At 73.9% G+C, this 15,459-nt stretch carries 15 protein-coding genes; 1 reads left to right on the forward strand and 14 read right to left on the reverse strand.

Going from position 1 to position 15,459, the window contains the following annotated elements:
- Nucleotides 1-5 precede the first annotated feature (5 nt).
- The 14 genes from DEJ46_RS38965 to DEJ46_RS03435 form a co-directional block, all read right to left on the reverse strand.
- On the reverse strand, nucleotides 6-182 hold the full coding sequence (locus tag DEJ46_RS38965; protein WP_190622404.1) for a hypothetical protein: 177 nt from the start codon (nucleotides 180-182) through the stop codon (nucleotides 6-8).
- Nucleotides 183-227: 45 nt separating this feature from the next.
- Complete coding sequence (locus tag DEJ46_RS03375; RefSeq protein ID WP_150264084.1) at nucleotides 228-980, reverse strand: PIG-L deacetylase family protein; 753 nt, start codon at nucleotides 978-980, stop codon at nucleotides 228-230.
- The gene (locus DEJ46_RS03380; protein WP_150264085.1) at nucleotides 977-1,909 is read right to left on the reverse strand and encodes an SIS domain-containing protein; all 933 of its coding nucleotides are present in this window, start codon (nucleotides 1,907-1,909) and stop codon (nucleotides 977-979) included. The genes DEJ46_RS03375 and DEJ46_RS03380 overlap by 4 nt, the downstream gene beginning before the upstream one ends.
- Before the next feature lie 88 nt (nucleotides 1,910-1,997).
- On the reverse strand, nucleotides 1,998-3,113 hold the full coding sequence (locus tag DEJ46_RS03385; protein WP_150264086.1) for a GntR family transcriptional regulator: 1,116 nt from the start codon (nucleotides 3,111-3,113) through the stop codon (nucleotides 1,998-2,000).
- 108 nt (nucleotides 3,114-3,221) lie between these two features.
- On the reverse strand, nucleotides 3,222-4,529 hold the full coding sequence (locus DEJ46_RS03390; protein ID WP_150264087.1) for an alpha/beta fold hydrolase: 1,308 nt from the start codon (nucleotides 4,527-4,529) through the stop codon (nucleotides 3,222-3,224).
- Between the two features lie 69 nt (nucleotides 4,530-4,598).
- Nucleotides 4,599-5,681, reverse strand: a complete 1,083-nt coding sequence (locus DEJ46_RS03395; protein WP_150264088.1) for a glycoside hydrolase family 5 protein — start codon at nucleotides 5,679-5,681, stop codon at nucleotides 4,599-4,601.
- A 146-nt stretch (nucleotides 5,682-5,827) separates the two neighbouring features.
- Nucleotides 5,828-6,787: an ABC transporter substrate-binding protein gene (locus tag DEJ46_RS03400; protein ID WP_150264089.1), complete on the reverse strand. Its 960-nt coding sequence runs from the start codon at nucleotides 6,785-6,787 to the stop codon at nucleotides 5,828-5,830.
- Complete coding sequence (locus DEJ46_RS03405; protein ID WP_150264090.1) at nucleotides 6,784-7,458, reverse strand: ABC transporter permease; 675 nt, start codon at nucleotides 7,456-7,458, stop codon at nucleotides 6,784-6,786. The genes DEJ46_RS03400 and DEJ46_RS03405 overlap by 4 nt, the downstream gene beginning before the upstream one ends.
- A complete protein-coding gene (locus DEJ46_RS03410; RefSeq protein WP_150264091.1) occupies nucleotides 7,455-8,135 on the reverse strand; it encodes an ABC transporter permease in 681 nt (226 codons plus the stop codon). The genes DEJ46_RS03405 and DEJ46_RS03410 overlap by 4 nt, the downstream gene beginning before the upstream one ends.
- 79 nt (nucleotides 8,136-8,214) lie before the next feature.
- Nucleotides 8,215-8,607 (reverse strand): VOC family protein, encoded by a 393-nt coding sequence (locus DEJ46_RS03415; protein WP_150264092.1) that lies wholly within the window; start codon nucleotides 8,605-8,607, stop codon nucleotides 8,215-8,217.
- 68 nt (nucleotides 8,608-8,675) lie between these two features.
- Nucleotides 8,676-9,506: an ammonia-dependent NAD(+) synthetase gene (gene nadE, locus DEJ46_RS03420; RefSeq protein WP_150264093.1), complete on the reverse strand. Its 831-nt coding sequence runs from the start codon at nucleotides 9,504-9,506 to the stop codon at nucleotides 8,676-8,678.
- 163 nt (nucleotides 9,507-9,669) lie between these two features.
- Complete coding sequence (locus DEJ46_RS03425) at nucleotides 9,670-10,854, reverse strand: sulfite oxidase (RefSeq protein ID WP_150264094.1); 1,185 nt, start codon at nucleotides 10,852-10,854, stop codon at nucleotides 9,670-9,672.
- 94 nt (nucleotides 10,855-10,948) lie between these two features.
- Nucleotides 10,949-13,087 (reverse strand): ATP-binding protein, encoded by a 2,139-nt coding sequence (locus tag DEJ46_RS03430; protein WP_150264095.1) that lies wholly within the window; start codon nucleotides 13,085-13,087, stop codon nucleotides 10,949-10,951.
- Between the two features lie 111 nt (nucleotides 13,088-13,198).
- Nucleotides 13,199-14,782 (reverse strand): molybdopterin-dependent oxidoreductase, encoded by a 1,584-nt coding sequence (locus tag DEJ46_RS03435; RefSeq protein ID WP_150264096.1) that lies wholly within the window; start codon nucleotides 14,780-14,782, stop codon nucleotides 13,199-13,201.
- Between the two features lie 121 nt (nucleotides 14,783-14,903).
- On the opposite strand from DEJ46_RS03435, the gene DEJ46_RS03440 reads away from it, so the two are divergent.
- A complete protein-coding gene (locus DEJ46_RS03440; protein WP_150264097.1) occupies nucleotides 14,904-15,398 on the forward strand; it encodes a MarR family winged helix-turn-helix transcriptional regulator in 495 nt (164 codons plus the stop codon).
- The last annotated feature ends 61 nt before the right edge of the window (nucleotides 15,399-15,459 follow it).

Genomic DNA, 15,459 nt, shown 5'->3' on the forward strand with positions numbered 1-15,459 from the left:
CGCTGTCAGCGGTCGCGTGAACGGCGCTGCAGACGCCGGGCGCCCAGCAGCAGGGCGTCCCAGCCGACCGTTGCCTCGTACTCGCTCAGCACCGTCTCGCCCCGTTCGAGCGCGGCGTTCCGGCGCTTCTCGTCCTCCGTGGGCGCCAGTTTCGTGACGCTCCGCGATTCCACGTCCGTCATGCCCGCTTCCCCTCCCCCGGGTCGCCCCCCGCGCCCCAACCGACCCTAACGGCCGAAGAGTTCGAACGTCACCGCCGGACGGTCGCCGAAGCGGGCGGCGGCGCGGTCGGTCGTCGAGGTGAGGAAGGAGCGGACGTACTCCTCCGGGTCCTCGTCCGTCAGGGCTTCGATGTAGGCGCGGTGGCAGAGCAGGGAGCGGATGGCGCGGTCCAGGCCCGGGGTCGCGTCGACCGCGTGGGTCGGGGTGCTGGAGGCGGCGACCGCGACCCAGCGGACGCCGTTCCAGGGCTCCAGGCCCTGCTCGGTCAGTTCGGGGAAGATCCAGCGGTTTCCGGCGTCGGCCGCCGCGTCGAGCGTGGCACGGCCGACGGCCAGGTGGTCGGGCGTGTTCCAGGGTGCGCCGGGGCCGCCGCCCCAGGTGTCGCGGTGGTTGAGGGTGATGACGAGCTCCGGGCGGTGGCGGCGGATCGCCGCCGCGATGTCGCGGCGCAGGCCGAGCCCGTACTCGACGACGCCGTCGCGGTGGTCGAGGAACTCGACCGTGCCGACCCCGACGACGGCGGCGCTGTCCCGCTGCTCCCGCTCGCGCAGCGGGCCGCAGACGTCCGGGGCGAGGGTGTCGATGCCGGCCTCGCCACGCGTGGCGAGGACGTAGACGACCTCCTTGCCCTCGTCCGTCCAGTCCGCGACGGCGGCGGCGCAGCCGTACTCCAGGTCGTCGGGGTGGGCGACGACGGCGAGGGCCCGCTGCCAGTCGCGGGGCATGTCCAGGAGGTCCGGAGCGGCGTTCTCGATCATGAGCGCAGGATACGGGCCGCGTCCGCGGCGGTCGGGCGGAACGCTCCGGCGAGGATCACCGAGCGCGAGACGTGCCGCGGGCGGTCGGGGTTGAGTCCGCGCCGGTCGGCGAGGGCGACGGCGAGCCGCTGGGCTCGGACGAGCGCGGCGACCGGGTCGATCGCGTCGGCGGCGAACAGGGCGCCGGTGGACTCCACTTCGTCCCGGAGGCCCGAGGGCGCGGGGCCGATGCAGCAGACCAGGCTCGTCCGGTCGCTGATGCTGATCGGGCCGTGCCGGTACTCCATCGCGGCGTACGACTCCGTCCAGGCGCGGGCCACTTCGCGGAGTTTGAGAGCCGCTTCGTCGGCGATGCCCACGGTCCAGCCGGTGCCGAGGAAGGTGAACTGGCCACGCCGCTCCCAGACCGCGGGGAGCTGTTCGTAGAGCACGAGTTCCGCGTCGGTGATCGCCGGTGCGAGGTCCACCCCGAGCCCCGCGCGCAGGAGTTGGAGTGCCGTGGTGGCGAACCGGGTCTGGACGACGGAGCGTTCGTCGGCGAAGGAGAGATCGACGATCTCGTCCGCGAGCTGCCCCGCCGGGCTGTCGGGGACGCCGGTCAGCACGAGGGTCGGGATGCGGCCGGCCGCACCGGCGAGCAGGTTCACGACCTCCGTGGTCGTCCCGGAGCGGGTGAGGGCGACGATCCGGTCGTAACCGCGGCCGAGCGGTGTCCGGTCGGACGCGGGGAAGGCGTCGGTCTCGCCCGCGCCGAGGGACTCGCGCAGCGCGGCGTAGGCGCGGGCGATGAAGTACGAGGTGCCGCAGCCGACGACGGCGACGCGCTCGCCCCGGCGCGGCAGCCGGGCGGCGTGACGGTCGGCGGTCTCGGCGGCGCGGCGCCAGCAGTCGGGCTGGCTGGCGATCTCCGCGGTGACGTGGGTGCTCATGGTCCGGTCCTCTCTCGCAGACTCCCCCGTGGGGTCCGGACCGAGTTCTACCGGCACCGGTCAAGAGCACACCATGAGCATTGGGAACTCACTGCTTGGACTTTTTCCCGCAGGAGGCGCGGACGACGAGCCGGGGCCGCAGCTGCACCTGGTGGAGGGGGGCGGCGTCGCCCTCGGCGAGGCGCCGGAGCAGGATCTGCGCGGCGAGCCGCCCGAGCTGGTACTTGGGCGGCGAGACGGCCGTCAGCGGGGTCTCGGCGACGTCCGCGAACTCGTTGTCGTAGCTGATCATGGCCAGGTCCTCGGGCACCCGCAGCCCGGCGCGGCGGACCGCCCCGAGCATCAGCGCGGCCTCCCGGTCGCCGAAGCAGAGCGCGGCGGTGACACCCGCCGCGCGCAGGGCGGCGAGGGCCCGGTCGGCGCGGTCCGGGTCCCAGCGGGCCATGACGTCCCGCTCGTACGACGGCGCCGCGGGCAGGCCGAGGTCGGCGAGCGCCCGGGCGAAGCCGGACTCGATGGGCGCGGTGGTGGGCGCGTCGGTGCGGGCGACGAGCCCGATCCGTTCGTGGCCGAGGCCGTGCAGATGACGTACGGCGTCGTAGGCGCCGCCCTCGTGGTCGGTGCAGACGTGTTCGGTGGCGTCGCCGGGGCCGTGGGCGGCGAGCCGGCGCTCGACGAGGACGGCGGGCACCGGCAGCGCGAGAAGCTCCTCGGCGCGCCGGCCGGGATCGGTGGCGGTGTGCAGGCTCGGGACGAGAAGGAGTCCGTGGACCCCGTCGGAGAGGAGGCGTTCGACGGCCGCGTCCTCCTCATCGGGGTCGTAGTGGGAGCAGGCGAGGACGAGCCGGGCGCCGTCCGCCGCGAGTTCCTTCTCGATGCCCTGGAGGACGCGCGGGTAGTAGAACGTGGTGTCGGGGACGAGGACGCCGACGATCCGGCGGCCGGCGCCGCCGCGCTCGGGGCGGTGGGCGGCGAAGGTGCCCGCGCCCTGGCGGCGCTCGACGAGGCCGAGGGCGACGAGGTCCTCGTAGGCCCGGCGGACGGTCGTCACCGAGAGGCCTGTCTCGGTCGCGAGGGCGCGTTCGGTGGGGAGTTTGCTGCCGGGCGGCCAGGTGCCGTCGAGGATTCCGCGCCGCAGTTCGGCCATGAGGGCCCGGAACTTCAGCTCCCGGCCGGACGCCGGAGTCTCACGTCGTCCCGCCATCCGGGCCCCCTCGTGCGGCCGGTCGCGCGCCCGGCTCCTGTGCTGATCGATTGCGCGCCGAATCCTATGCCCGACCGGCCGGATCCCGTCCCGTCGCGTCTCGCCCCGTCACTTCTCGCCGCGGGCGAGGGAGAGCAGCCGGTCGAGGACGCGCGGGCCGCCGGCCCGTACCCCGTCGTGCTCGAACTCGTCGGTCACCCAGGTCCGCAGGCCGCGCACGGCGTTCGCCGTCTCGAGGGAGTGGGCGGTGTCCACGTACATGTCGTCGTGGTAGACGGCTGCGGCCACCGGGACCTCGTTGGCGGCGAGGCGCTCGGGGTCGTAGAGCGGGTCCCAGTCGGCGCGCGCGGCGAGCAGTTCGGCGGTCTCCCGGAGCGGCCGCAGGGCGGGGTCGGTGCGGAAGTGCCAGGGGTGGACGGTCTCGCCGGTGAAGAGGAAGGGCTCGCCCGCGGAGAGGGCCGCGGCGGCGTCGAACTCGGGGTACTCGCCCCGCACCCGCTCGGCGGCCCAGTCGGTGGGGTCCTGCCCCTGGGCGTAGATGGCCTCGTGGAGGACGGCGTAGAGCGGGTGTCCCGCGTACGACAGGTGGGCCTGGACCTGTTCGAGGAAGGCGTCGGCGAGCGCGGGTCCGCCCGGGGTCGGGACGAAGGCGTGCTCCAGGAGCAGATGGAGCTGGTGGGTGCCGTCGCCGGAGCCGAGGAGGATGCCGAGGGACTGGAAGGCCTCGACGGTCAGGAGCCCGCCGCCGGGGAGGGTGACCTCGCGGTCGAGGAGGTGGGCGGCGATCGCCCGGGCGCGTTCGGCGTCCTGCGGGTAGCGGGCGAAGTGGGCCTCGTTCTTGCGCCGGATGCGGGGGTAGGCGGCGCGGTAGACCTCGTCGGCCGTGGCGTACAGGGAGGGCAGGCCGCCGGTCACGAGGACCGTGTCCAGGCCTTCGGGGGCGGTGGAGAGGTAGTGGGTCGCGCAGAAGCCGCCGAAGCTCTGGCCGAGGACGGTCCAGGGGGCGCCGCCGGTGAGGCGTCGCCGGATCAGTTCGCAGTCCTTGACGATGGAGTCGGCGCGGAAGTGGGCGAGGTAGCCGGCCTGCTCGGCCGGGGTGCCGCGCAGGGGCAGGGTCTGGCGGTTGGCGGGGGTGGAGCGGCCGGTGCCGCGCTGGTCGAGGAGGAGGACGCGGTACTCGCGTACGGCCCGGCCGAGCCAGGCCTGCGGCCCGACGAAGCGGCGGGCTCCGAAGCCGGGCCCTCCCTCCAGGTACACCAGCCAGGGAAGTCGCTCCCGGTCCTGGCCGGCCGACCCGCTCGCGACGAGCTCGCGGCCGTAGATCTCGATCCGCTCGCCGTCGGGGCGTGTGTGGTCGAGAGGGACGGGGAAGCGGTGGTCGGTGAGGACGAGTCCCGGCTGACGGTAGGTGGTCAACGCTGCTCCTGCTCGTGATCGGTACGCCCCCGCCAGGACAGTGGATCACATGGCGGGGGCGTATCACGGTCAGGAGGTGGGGAAGGAGTCCGCCGTCCTGATGCGGTCGCGGATCCAGACGCCGGCGGGCTTGAGGGAGCCGGTGCCGGTCCAGCTTCCGCCGGCGGCGCAGGTGCCGGGCTTGAAGACGGCGCCGCTGCGCTCGTCGTCGGAGAAGTTCCAGTTGACCCAGCTGATCTTCTTCGCGGCCATCAGGTCGAGGTACTTCTTCGTCATGGTGAAGTCGTTCGCGCCCTCGCCCGCGTAGTTCTGCGTGCCGAACTCGGTGACGAAGACGGGCAGCTTGTCGGCGGCGCGGGAGAGGGTGTTCAGGTACTCCTCCCGGTGGGAGTACGCGTAGAAGTGGAAGGTGTACATGATGTTGGCCGCGTTCACCGGGTTGGACACGACCTCGGACTCGTTCGCCCCTTCCGAGACTCCGAGCGAGGACCAGGCGCGTGTGCCGACGAGGACCGGGGTCTCGGCGTCCTTGGCGCGGATGACGGGGATGAGCTGCTCGGCGTAGCTCTTGATCCGGGACCAGGAGACGCCGCTGGGCTCGTTGGCGATCTCGTAGAGCAGGTTGGTCTTGGAGCCGTGCCGCTTGGCTATCTCGGTGAAGAAGGTCTTGGCACGGGCGAGGTTGTGGTGGGGGTCGCCGGGGTCGAGCATGTGCCAGTCGACGATCACGTACATGCCGCGTGCGCTGGCCTGTTCGATGAGCGAGTGGGCCAGGTCGGTGTACTTGCGGGGGTCGGTCTCGTAGCCGTCCTCCTGGACGTACGTGGAGACGCGCAGGACGTCGGCCTTCCAGTCCTTGGCGAGGGCGTCGAGGGAACCGCCCGTCAGACACTGGGCGTACCACTGGGTGCCGTGGCTGGACATGCCGCGCAGCTGGATCGGATTGCCGTACTGGTTGCAGAGCTTGGTGCCGCAGACCTTCAGCTGCCCGTTGATCCCGGCGGGGGTGGCGGCGGTGGGGGCCGCGCTCACGGTGGGCGGTGCGGCGGCGAGGCCGAGGAGCAGGGTGCCGAGGGCGGTGGTGGCGACGCCGAGGCGCCGGAGTCCGGTGCGGGGTCGGGGACGGGGTCGTACGGATCGTGCCGAAGTCATGGGGGTCTCCCGGAACGATGAACGAGATGAACGAGGTCAGATTGGAAGGAAACCTTCCTAACGAATGAATAGCAGGGCTCCGGAGCGCCCCGCAAGGGTCATGACAAGAGACGCAGTTCAGCGGGCTGACTTCCCTGCTCCGGCCGTCAGCGCGGGATCAGACCCTTGTCGGCGAGGTAGTCGCGCGCCACGTCCTCGGGGAGGCGGCGCCAGCTGTCCACCCGTTCGTTGAGTGCTGCCAGATCGGCCGTGGTCAGGACGGTGTTGAGGCGGTCGAGGGCCCCGGTGACGTCCGCGCTCCCGGCGCGGGCGCGGTTGACGACGGGCACGATGTGGTCGGCGTTCTGGAGGTTCTTGTCGTCGGCGAGCAGGACGAGCCCGAACTCGTCGAGCGTGGCGTCGGTGGTCGTCGTGAGGACCAGCTGGTTCTCACCGCTCTGGACCGCCTGCTTCGCCTGGGTCGTCCCGACGCCCTTGGGATCGACGGCGGTCACCTCGATCCCGTACACCTTCGTCAGGCCGGGCGCGCAGTACGGCCGCTGGACGCACTCGTCCCCGGCGGCCAGCCTGACGGGGAGACCGGTGGCGCCGAGGTCGCTGAGGGTCTTCAGGCGGTGCTCGGCGGCGAAGGCGGCGGTGACGGCGAAGGCGTTCTGATCGACGGCGCGGCCGGGGTCGAGGACGGTGAGCCCGCGCGGTCCGGCGAGCGCGCGGAGGGCCGTCATGGTCGCGGTCAGGTCGGGCGAGCCGACGGTCGGCGCCTGCGCCCCGTTGACCTTGGCGTTCAGCCAGTCGGCGAAGGTCGCCGCGTACTCCGGCACGACATCGATCCGGCCGTTCTCCAGCGCGGGTTCGTACAGCTCGCGGTTGGTGACGGAGAGGACCTTCGTGCGGTGGCCGGCCTGTTCCAGGAGCAGCGCGTACATCTGGGCGAGCAGGTCGCTCTCGGTGAATCCGGCCGAGCCGACGACCAGACGGCGGCTGTCGCCGGGCGGCGCCGTGACCTCGCCCTGCTCCTCCAGGCTCGGGCCCTCGGCGCAGCCGGAGAGCGACAGCGCGAGGGAGACCGAGGCGGCGAGCAGCAGCCGTACGCGGGGCGGCCTCACGCGCCGCTCCCCCGCGCCCCGGCGGGCGCGAGGCGCTGGACACCCTCGAAGACGCCCTCCACCAGGAGCGCGAGGGCGGCGACGAGGAGGGCGCCGGCGACGACCTGCGGGGTGGAGGCGAGGTTGAACCCCGCCGTGATGATCCGTCCGAGGCCGCCGCCGCCGGCGAGCGCCGCCACGGTGGCGGTGGCGACGAGCTGGACGGCGGCGATGCGTACGCCGGTGAGGACCATCGGCAGCGCGAGCGGCAGCTCGACCCTGGCGAGGGTCTGACCTCCCGTCATGCCCATGCCCCGGGCGGCCCGTACGACGTCGGCGTCGACGCCGCGCATCCCGACGTACGCGTTGGTGAGCAGCGGGGGCACCGCGAAGAGGACGAGCGCGATGATCGTCGGCCACTCGCCGTACGGGCCGAGGGGACTGAGGAGCAGGAGGACGAGGACGGCGAAGGTGGGCACGGCGCGGCCCGCGTTGGCGAGGTTCACGGCGAGTCCGCCGCCCTTGCCGAGGTGACCGAGGACGAGGGCCACGGGCAGGGCGACGAGGCAGCTGAGCGCGAGGCAGACGACGGTGAGGAACAGGTGCTCGACGAGCCGTTGCCCGATGCCGTTCTCGCCGGACCAGTGCGCGGCGGTGGTGAGCCAGGACCAGGCGTCGGTCAGCGTGGTCACGCGGCCTGCACCCGCGTCCACGGGGTGAGGAGCCGCTGCGCGCCGAGGAGGAGCAGGTCGGCGACGACGGCGATGACGACGCAGAGGACGGAGGCGGTGAGGACCTGGGCCTTGAAGTAGGTGTTCATCCCCGCGTAGATGAGGTTGCCGAGGCCGCCGTGTCCGACGATCGCGCCGATGGTGACCAGGGAGACGGCGGAGACGGTGGCGATGCGCAGCCCGGCCATGACCGCGGGCAGGGCGAGGGGAAGTTCGACGGCGAGGAGGAGGCGGACCGGCCCGTAGCCGAGGCCGCGCGCGGCCTGCCGCGTCTCCTCGGGGACGGCCCGGAGGCCGGCGAGGATGTTCCGTACGAGGAGGGTGAGCGAGTACAGGACGAGCCCGGCCACGACCAGGGCGGCGGAGAGGCCGTACACGGGCAGGAGCAGCGAGAACATCGCGAGGGCCGGGATCGTGTACAGGACCGTGGTGATCCCGAGCACGGGCCCGGCCGCCCAGCGCCAGCGGCGCGCGAGGACCGCGAGGGGCAGCGCGAGCAGCAGCGCGAGGGCGACGGAGACGCCGGTCAGCTGGAGGTGCTGGACGACGGCGTCCGTCAGGATCTCGTCGCGCGTGGACACGTAGGCGCCGCAGATCCACTCGTTGCGGGCGAGGCAGTCGTCGGGCGGCGCGGTCACCTTCCCATTCGAGACGGCGCACGGCCCCGGCGCACCTCCGGCCGGGCCGTTCGGGGGCGGGGCGCGTCAGCCTCCCCGGTCAGGGATGCCCGTGGAGGACGGAGAGGACGTTGCCCGCCGGGTCCGTGAACCAGGCGATGGACAGTCCGCCGTCCTCGTCCCGCACGATGCCCTTCTCGTCGGCCTCGAAGTCGGGATAGCGCTCGAGGGTCACCCCGCGCGCCGCCAGGTCGTCGACGGCGCGCTCGATGTCGTCGACCTCGAAGTTGAGGATCGTGTACGAGGCGGGGGTGTGGTTCTCCTTGGGATAGACGAAGATCCGCGTCCCGCCGGCCAGGGTCAGGAAGAGCATGCGCATCTCGCCCTCTCCCTGCTCCTCCACCTTCAGGCCGAGGGTCTCGCCGTAGAACCGGCGGGCGGCGTCGAGGTCGTCGACCGAGAAGCCGCTGAATGCCGAGGTCTCGCCGAACATGACGGGCTCCCTTCCGGGGGACTCGTCCGAGGCCCCCTTCCAGGATCCGCCGAAGCGCCGCGGACCGCTCAGGGGGCGATCGGCAGCTGCCGCTTGTGCTCGGTGAGCTCGTAGCGGCGGACGATCGAGGCGAAGGCGGCTTCCGCGACCGGCTTGCCTTCGAGGAAGTCGTCGATGTCGTCGTACGTGACGCCGAGCGCGTCCTCGTCGGGCTTGCCCGGGTCCAGCGTCTCCAGGTCGGCCGTCGGGACCTTCCACACCAGCTCGGCGGGGGCGCCGAGCTCGGCGGCGACCGCGCGGACGCGCCGCTTGGTGAGACCGGTGAGCGGGACGACATCGGCGGCGCCGTCGCCGAACTTGGTGAAGAAGCCGGAGACGGCCTCGGCGGCGTGGTCGGTGCCGACGACGAGACCGTCGTGGGCGCCGGCGACCGCGTACTGGGCGATCATCCGCTGGCGGGCCTTGATGTTGCCCTGCACGAAGTCCTCGTGGTGGGCGTCGCGGAAGGCGACCCCGCCCGCGAGGCAGGCCGCCAGGGCCGCGTCGCTGGCGGCCTTCACGTCCACCGTGAGGACCTGGTCGGCGCGGATGAAGCCGAGGGCGGTCTGCGCGTCGCTCTCGTCGGCCTGGACGCCGTACGGCAGGCGCATGGCGTAGAAGGTCGCGTCGTGGCCGGCGGCCCGGACCCGCTCGACGGCGAGCTGGCAGAGCCGGCCGGCGGTGGTCGAGTCGACGCCGCCGCTGATGCCGAGGACGAGGGAGCGCAGCCCGGTGGAGGTGAGGCGCTCGGCGAGGAAGGCCACGCGGCGCTCGATCTCCACGGCCGGGTCGAAGGTGTCGGACACCTCGAGGTCCCGGGCGATCTGCTGCTGGAGGGCGGTGGACGCCGGGTCGGTCACGGGGGTCTCCTCGTCGGGGCGGGTTGCGGTGTACCGGGGTCGACTCTACGCACCGGGGCCCGGGGGTGTCGCCCGGCCCCTGCCGGGCCGCGGGTCAGGACGCGGGCGCCTCGGAGGGGGCGGAGGCTTCGGGGTTTTCGGGCGCTTCGGGGGCCTCGGCGCCTTACGAGACCTCGGCGGCTTCGGGGGCCTCGGCGGCTTCGGGGGTGCAGAACACCTCGACGCGCTGGACGAGGTTGTTGGCGAAGCCGCCGCGGTTCCACGGAGCGGCGAGCGGCTGGACGTGCCCCTCTGCATCGGTGGCCCGCACCGTGAGGTGGTGGTGCCCCGGGGTCGCGGTCCAGGTCGTGCGCCAGGACGACCAGGCCCAGGGGTTCGCAGGGTCGCGGTCGAGCACGGCGTCGGTCCAGACCGCACCGCCGGCCTCGCCGGCCCCCTCCCCGAACTCGCCGATCTCCACCCGCGTGACCGCTCCGTGGCCGGACCAGGCGCGCCCGGCGAGCGGGACGGGCCCGGGGCGGACGACCCGGGCACGGGACATGAAGTCCGGGAAGCCGGGCGGGATCATCAGGGCGCGGGGCGCGATGAGGGTGACGGGCGCCCCGGGGTCGTCCCCCTCCGCCGCCGTCCTGATGCGGTAGGCCACGCTCTGCTGGAAGCCGGTGTACGGGACGGCGGTGACCGTGATGTCGTGGAGCCACTTCACGTGGGCCATGCCGTACCAGCCGGGGACGACGAGCCGGAGCGGGCTGCCGTGCTGCGGGGGCAGGGGCTCCCCGTTCATCGCGTACGCGACGAGGACGTCCCGTGCCGGGTCCGCGGCGACCCGGAGGGGCAGGCTGCGCCGGTAGTCCTGTTCGACGCCCCGCTCCACCCCGTGGTCGGCGCCGGTGAACACGGCCTCGACGGCGTCCTCGGCGGTCCCGGCCTCCGCGAGGAGCGCGGCGAGCGGGACGCCCGTCCAGTCGGCCGTGCCGACGGCCTCGACGAGCCAGGGCTGGCTGACGGGCCGGGGAGTGAGGCGGGCTCGGCCGTTCCCGGCGCACTCCAGGGTCACGCGGCGGGTGACGGAGGGGCGGGCGCGCAGCGTGCCGAGGTCCAGGGAGAGCGGCCTGAGGACCCGGCCGCCGACGGTGAGCCGCCAGCCGTCCGGGTCCGTGGCGGGGATGTCGTAGTGCACGAGGACGTAGTGGAGGCCGGGCGGGGTCACGTCGTACCGCAGCGCCTCCAGTGGCAGCCCGTGGTTGCGGGCCGCAAGGGCGAGCTCCTGGCCGGAGATGCCCTCCTCGGGGCCTGCGAGCCGTCCCGGCCCGCTGACGCCGCCCAACGCGCTCAGGGATCCGTCCATGCCCTCATGGTGCGCCGGGCGCCTCGGGGTGTCCTGTCGGTGGGGCGGGGGCGGGCGCCCACGTCGCCGTCAGGCCTCTGCGGAGCCGTCGTCGTCAGGCCTCTGCGGAGCCGCGGAGTGCCCGGTCGAGGCCGTCCTGCGGGAGGCCCGTGAGGGCGCGCAGGAAGATCTCCTCGTACGCGGGCTCGCCGATCGTCGCGCGGGCCGTGTCGGTGTACTTCTCTCGGAGGGCCCGCAGACCGGGCAGGCCTCGCCGGGGCTGGCCGGTGGAGCGCCAGTAGGCCTCCCCCGTGCCGGAGACGTCGGCCGCCCGCTCGCCGTCGCCGGCGGCCGCCAGGGCCGTGGCGAGGACGTCGAGGCCGAGGGCGACACCCAGGCTGGCGCCGAGCCTCCGGGTGCCTTCGAGCATGGCGCGGGCGTGTCCGGCGGCGTCCGCGGGTGCGCCCTCCAGGAGGCCGGTGAGGGCGAGCTGGTACTCCAGGGCGGTGCGGGTCCAGTGCTCGTCGAGCTGCTCGCAGAGGGCCCTGAGCGCGAGGGCCCGCTCGCGGGCCTCGGCGAGCCGGCCGAGGCCGGTGAGGGCGAAGACCCGCACGAGGCCGCAGCGGAGCCGGGCCGCGGAGTCGGCCGGTCCGCCGGGCACGGCGTCGAGGACGTGGTCCACGACGACGAACGCGGCCATGGGGCGGCCGGTGGTCAGGGCGAGCAGGCCGGCGAGGGCGGCGGCGTCCAGGGTGAGGTCGCCCGGCCGGGGCCGCCCGGCCTCCGCATACGGATCACGGTCCGGGCCGGGCGCGTCCGCGCGCTCCGTCTCCAGGGCCTCCTCGTACTCCGTGTAGCGGGCCTCGCGGGCGCAGCGTTCGCTGACGTCCTGGGCCGGGCCGAACTCGCCCTGGAGGACGAGGGTCACGCCGAGCGCCCAGAGGGCGCGGGCCCGGGCCCGGCCGCGCGAGCCGCTGAGGAGCAGGGCCTGTTCGATGCCGTCGCGGGCCTCCCGGAGGCGGCCACGGCAGGACCAGGCGAAGGCGACGGAGCCGACGAGGTCGAGGGCCGCGTCGGGGTCGGTGCGCAGCAGCCGGTCGAGGGCGGTGCGGAGGTCGGTGTGGTGGGCGTCGACGCTGCGGTACCAGCGGAGCTGGCGGGCGCCGTGCCATTCGGTGTCCGCGCGGCGCGCGAGGCCCCGGAAGTGGGCGGCGTGCCGGTCTGCGACGGTCCCGGTCTCGCCGGTCCGCTCCAGCCAGGTCGCCCCGTACGCGCGGATGGTGTCGAGCATGCGGTGGCGGCCTGAGGCGTCCGGCGGGCGGACCACCGAGGAGCGGACGAGTCCGTCGAGGGCCTCCGGCAGGGTCGCGGGGGTCAGCGGGCCGCCGGAGCAGACGGCGAGGGCCGACGCCACGTCGAAGGGGCCGCGGAAGACGGAGAGGCGGGCCCAGAGGAGGCGTTCGAGCGGGGCGCACAGTTCGTGGCTCCAGCCGATGGCGGCGCGCAGGGTCTGGTGCCGGCTCGGCCACACCCGCTCGGTGTGGGCGAGCAGGTCGAACCGGGCTCCCGGCGGGGTGTCGAAGCGGGTCCCGAGCTGGTCCCGGACGGCCTCGGCACCCTGGAGGCGGATCTGTGCCGCCGCCAGCTCCAGGGCCAGGGGGATGCCTTCGAGGCGTACGCAGATCTCGCCCGCGGGCCCCGCGGCGGGGAAGTCCTCCCCGGCGGCCCTGCGGAGCAGCTCCAGGGCGTCCCGCCCGGCGGGCGGCAGCGGGTCGAGGGCGATGATCCGTTCGCCCTCGACGCCGAGGGGGCTGCGGCTGGTGGCGAGGACGGTGAGGCCGGGGGCGGCGGCGAGCAGTTCGGCGACGAGCCTGGCGCAGGGTCCGGCGAGGTGCTCGCAGGAGTCGAGGACGAGGAGCAGCCGGTCCTCGGCGAGTCTGCGGCAGAGCGCGGTGGTCGCCATGCCGGGGGTGTGGTCGGCGAGGTCGACGGAGTCGGCGACGAGCGCGACGAGGAGCCGGTCGCCGTCGAGGGGGGTCAGGTCGGTCCACCAGGCGCCGTCCGGGAACCGTTCGGCGACGCGGTGCGCGGAGCGCAGCGCGAGCCGGGTCTTGCCGACGCCGCCGACGCCGGTCACGGTGACGAGGCGGTGCTCCGCCAACGCGGCGGATATTCGGCCCAGTTCCGTGCGGCGCCCCACGAACCCAGGGTTCTCGTCCGGAAGATGTCCACGCACGGAAGCAGTCTCCCTCATGATGGGCTCGAACGGACCGGCTGAACCGCTTCGTTACGCATCTTGTCCGGCACCGGACCGTCATTCTGCGTCGTTCCCGGTCATCCCCCGTCATCCCCCGTGGTTCCCCGGTCACTTCACCGTCACGTCCACCGAGTGCCATCCCTGTGCCCCGTCGGGCATGGTGCCGGTGCGCTCTTCCGGCTGGGTGACGCCGGTGCCGTCGGTGGCCCGGACGGTGAGGGTGTGGCGGCCGGGGGTGGCCTCCCAGGGGTACGTCCACTGGCGCCAGGTGTCGGGGCTGTCCTCGGCGGCGAGCCGGGCGTCGCGCCAGGGGCCTTCGTCGATCCGTACCTCGACCCGGCGGATGCCCCGGTGCTGGGCCCAGGCGACCCCGGCGATCATGACGGTGCCGGCGGCGGGGCGGGCGAGGGGGCGCGGGGTGTCGATGCGGGACTGGGTCTTGACGGGTGCCTGGGCGGCCCAGCCGCGCGGGACCCAGTAGGCGTCGTAGGCGTCGAAGGTGGTGAGCTCGATCGAGGTGATCCATTTGCAGGCGGAGACGTATCCGTACAGGCCGGGGACGAGCATGCGGACGGGGAAGCCGTGGGTGAAGGGCAGGGGTTCGCCGTTCATCCCGAAGGCGAGGAGGGAGTCTCGGCCGTCCATGACGGCCTCGACGGGGGTGCCGATGGTCATGCCGTCGACGGAGCGGGCGACGAGCTGGTCGGCGGGACCGCCTTCGGACGGCGGCCGGACGCCGGCCTCGCGGAGCAGGTCGGCGAGGGAGACGCCGAGCCAGCGGGCGTTGCCGACGTACGGACCGCCGACCTCGTTGGAGACGCAGGCCAGGGTGATGTCCCGCTCCACGATCCGCCGGGTCATCAGCTGCCGCAGTGTGAGGGTGAGTTCCTCGCGTACGCCGCTGCCGTGGACGCGCAGCCGCCAGCGGTCGGCGTCGACCCGGGGCACGACGAGCGCCGTGTCGACCCGGTAGAAGTCGCGGTTGGGTGTGACGAAGGGGCTGATGCCGGGGACGCGGAGCTGGGCTCCGGAGGGTACGGGCGGGGCGGGGGACGCGGGCTCCGGCAGCCTCAGGGCCGCGCGGGATGCGGCGGCGTTCTCCTCGGCGGGGCTGCCGATCGCCCTGGCGACGGCGGCGGCGCCGGTCGCCGCGAGGCCGGCGGACGCGGCCACGACCAGGAAGTTCCGGCGGTCGGCGCGGGCGCCCCCGATTCCCGTGCGGGCTCTCCGGGCGAAGAGGAGGCCGATCAGGCCGAAGAGCAGGATCGCGCCCGCCACGGCCCCCACGAGCGAGGGCACGGCGTCGAGGGCGGAGTCCGAGTCGGGGCGGGTGACGGCGGCCAGGGCCCCGAGGACGCCGAAGGCGCCGACCGCCGCCGAGCCGAGCAGGCGGTGGCGCAGGGCGAGGAGCCCGATCCCGATGGCGAGGATCCCGAGGATGACCAGGATGCCGAGCTGGAGGACGGCCTTGTCGGCCTCGCCGAACTCGCGGATCGCCCACTCCTTGACGGCCGCCGGGGTGTGGTCGACGACGGCGCCGCCGACGGCGGGGACGGGGCTCGCCTCGGGCCGTACCCAGTGGGCGACGATGTCCGCGACGGCCAGCGAGACGTATCCGGCGAGCAGGCCGCCGACGGCGGCCAGGAGCCGGTCCGTGCGGGTCGGCTCACGTGGTGACTCGGAGAGGGTCATGTTCCCCATTCGGCATCGAAGGCGCTCCGGACGGGCCGATTCACCTGGAAGGAGGACGGCGGTGCGGTGCCGGCGCCACCCATGGACCGGCCGCGCAGGCCGGCTTCTATAGGCTGATCATGTGGCCAGTACAGAGGATTCCGAGACCGGTGGAACCGCGCCCGGGGGCGCGCCGGGTGACGCGCAGAGTTTCGCCCGGGCGCTGCGGCGCACGAACGGCGAGATCAACCGGCTGGTGCACGGTTTCGCGGCCGCGCAGGGACTGCATCCCACGGACGTGCAGGCGCTCTCGGTCGTCCTGGACAGCCCTGAGCCGCTGACACCGGGCCGTCTGAGGGAGCACCTGGGGTTGACCTCGGGAGCGGTCACGGCCTGTCTCGACCGGCTCGAACGGGCCGGGCACATCCGGCGCTCCCGGGAGAGCGCCGATCGCAGGGTCGTCCACGTGCACTACGTGGACGGTGCGAAGGCCGCCGCACGCAGCTACTTCATGCCGCTGGCGCAGGCGGCGGAGCGGGCCCGGCTGCGGTTCGACGCCGAGGAGCTCGCCGCGGCCGTGCGTTTCCTGGAAGCGCTCAACGAGGAACTCGGCGACCTGCGCGTCCCACGCCGCTGACCGGGCCGTCGCGCAGCCTCTCGCCACCCCGTGCCCCTTCGTGCGGTTCCCCATGATTCAA

The sequence above is a fragment of the Streptomyces venezuelae genome (assembly GCF_008642375.1).
GTDB lineage: Bacteria > Actinomycetota > Actinomycetes > Streptomycetales > Streptomycetaceae > Streptomyces > Streptomyces venezuelae_G.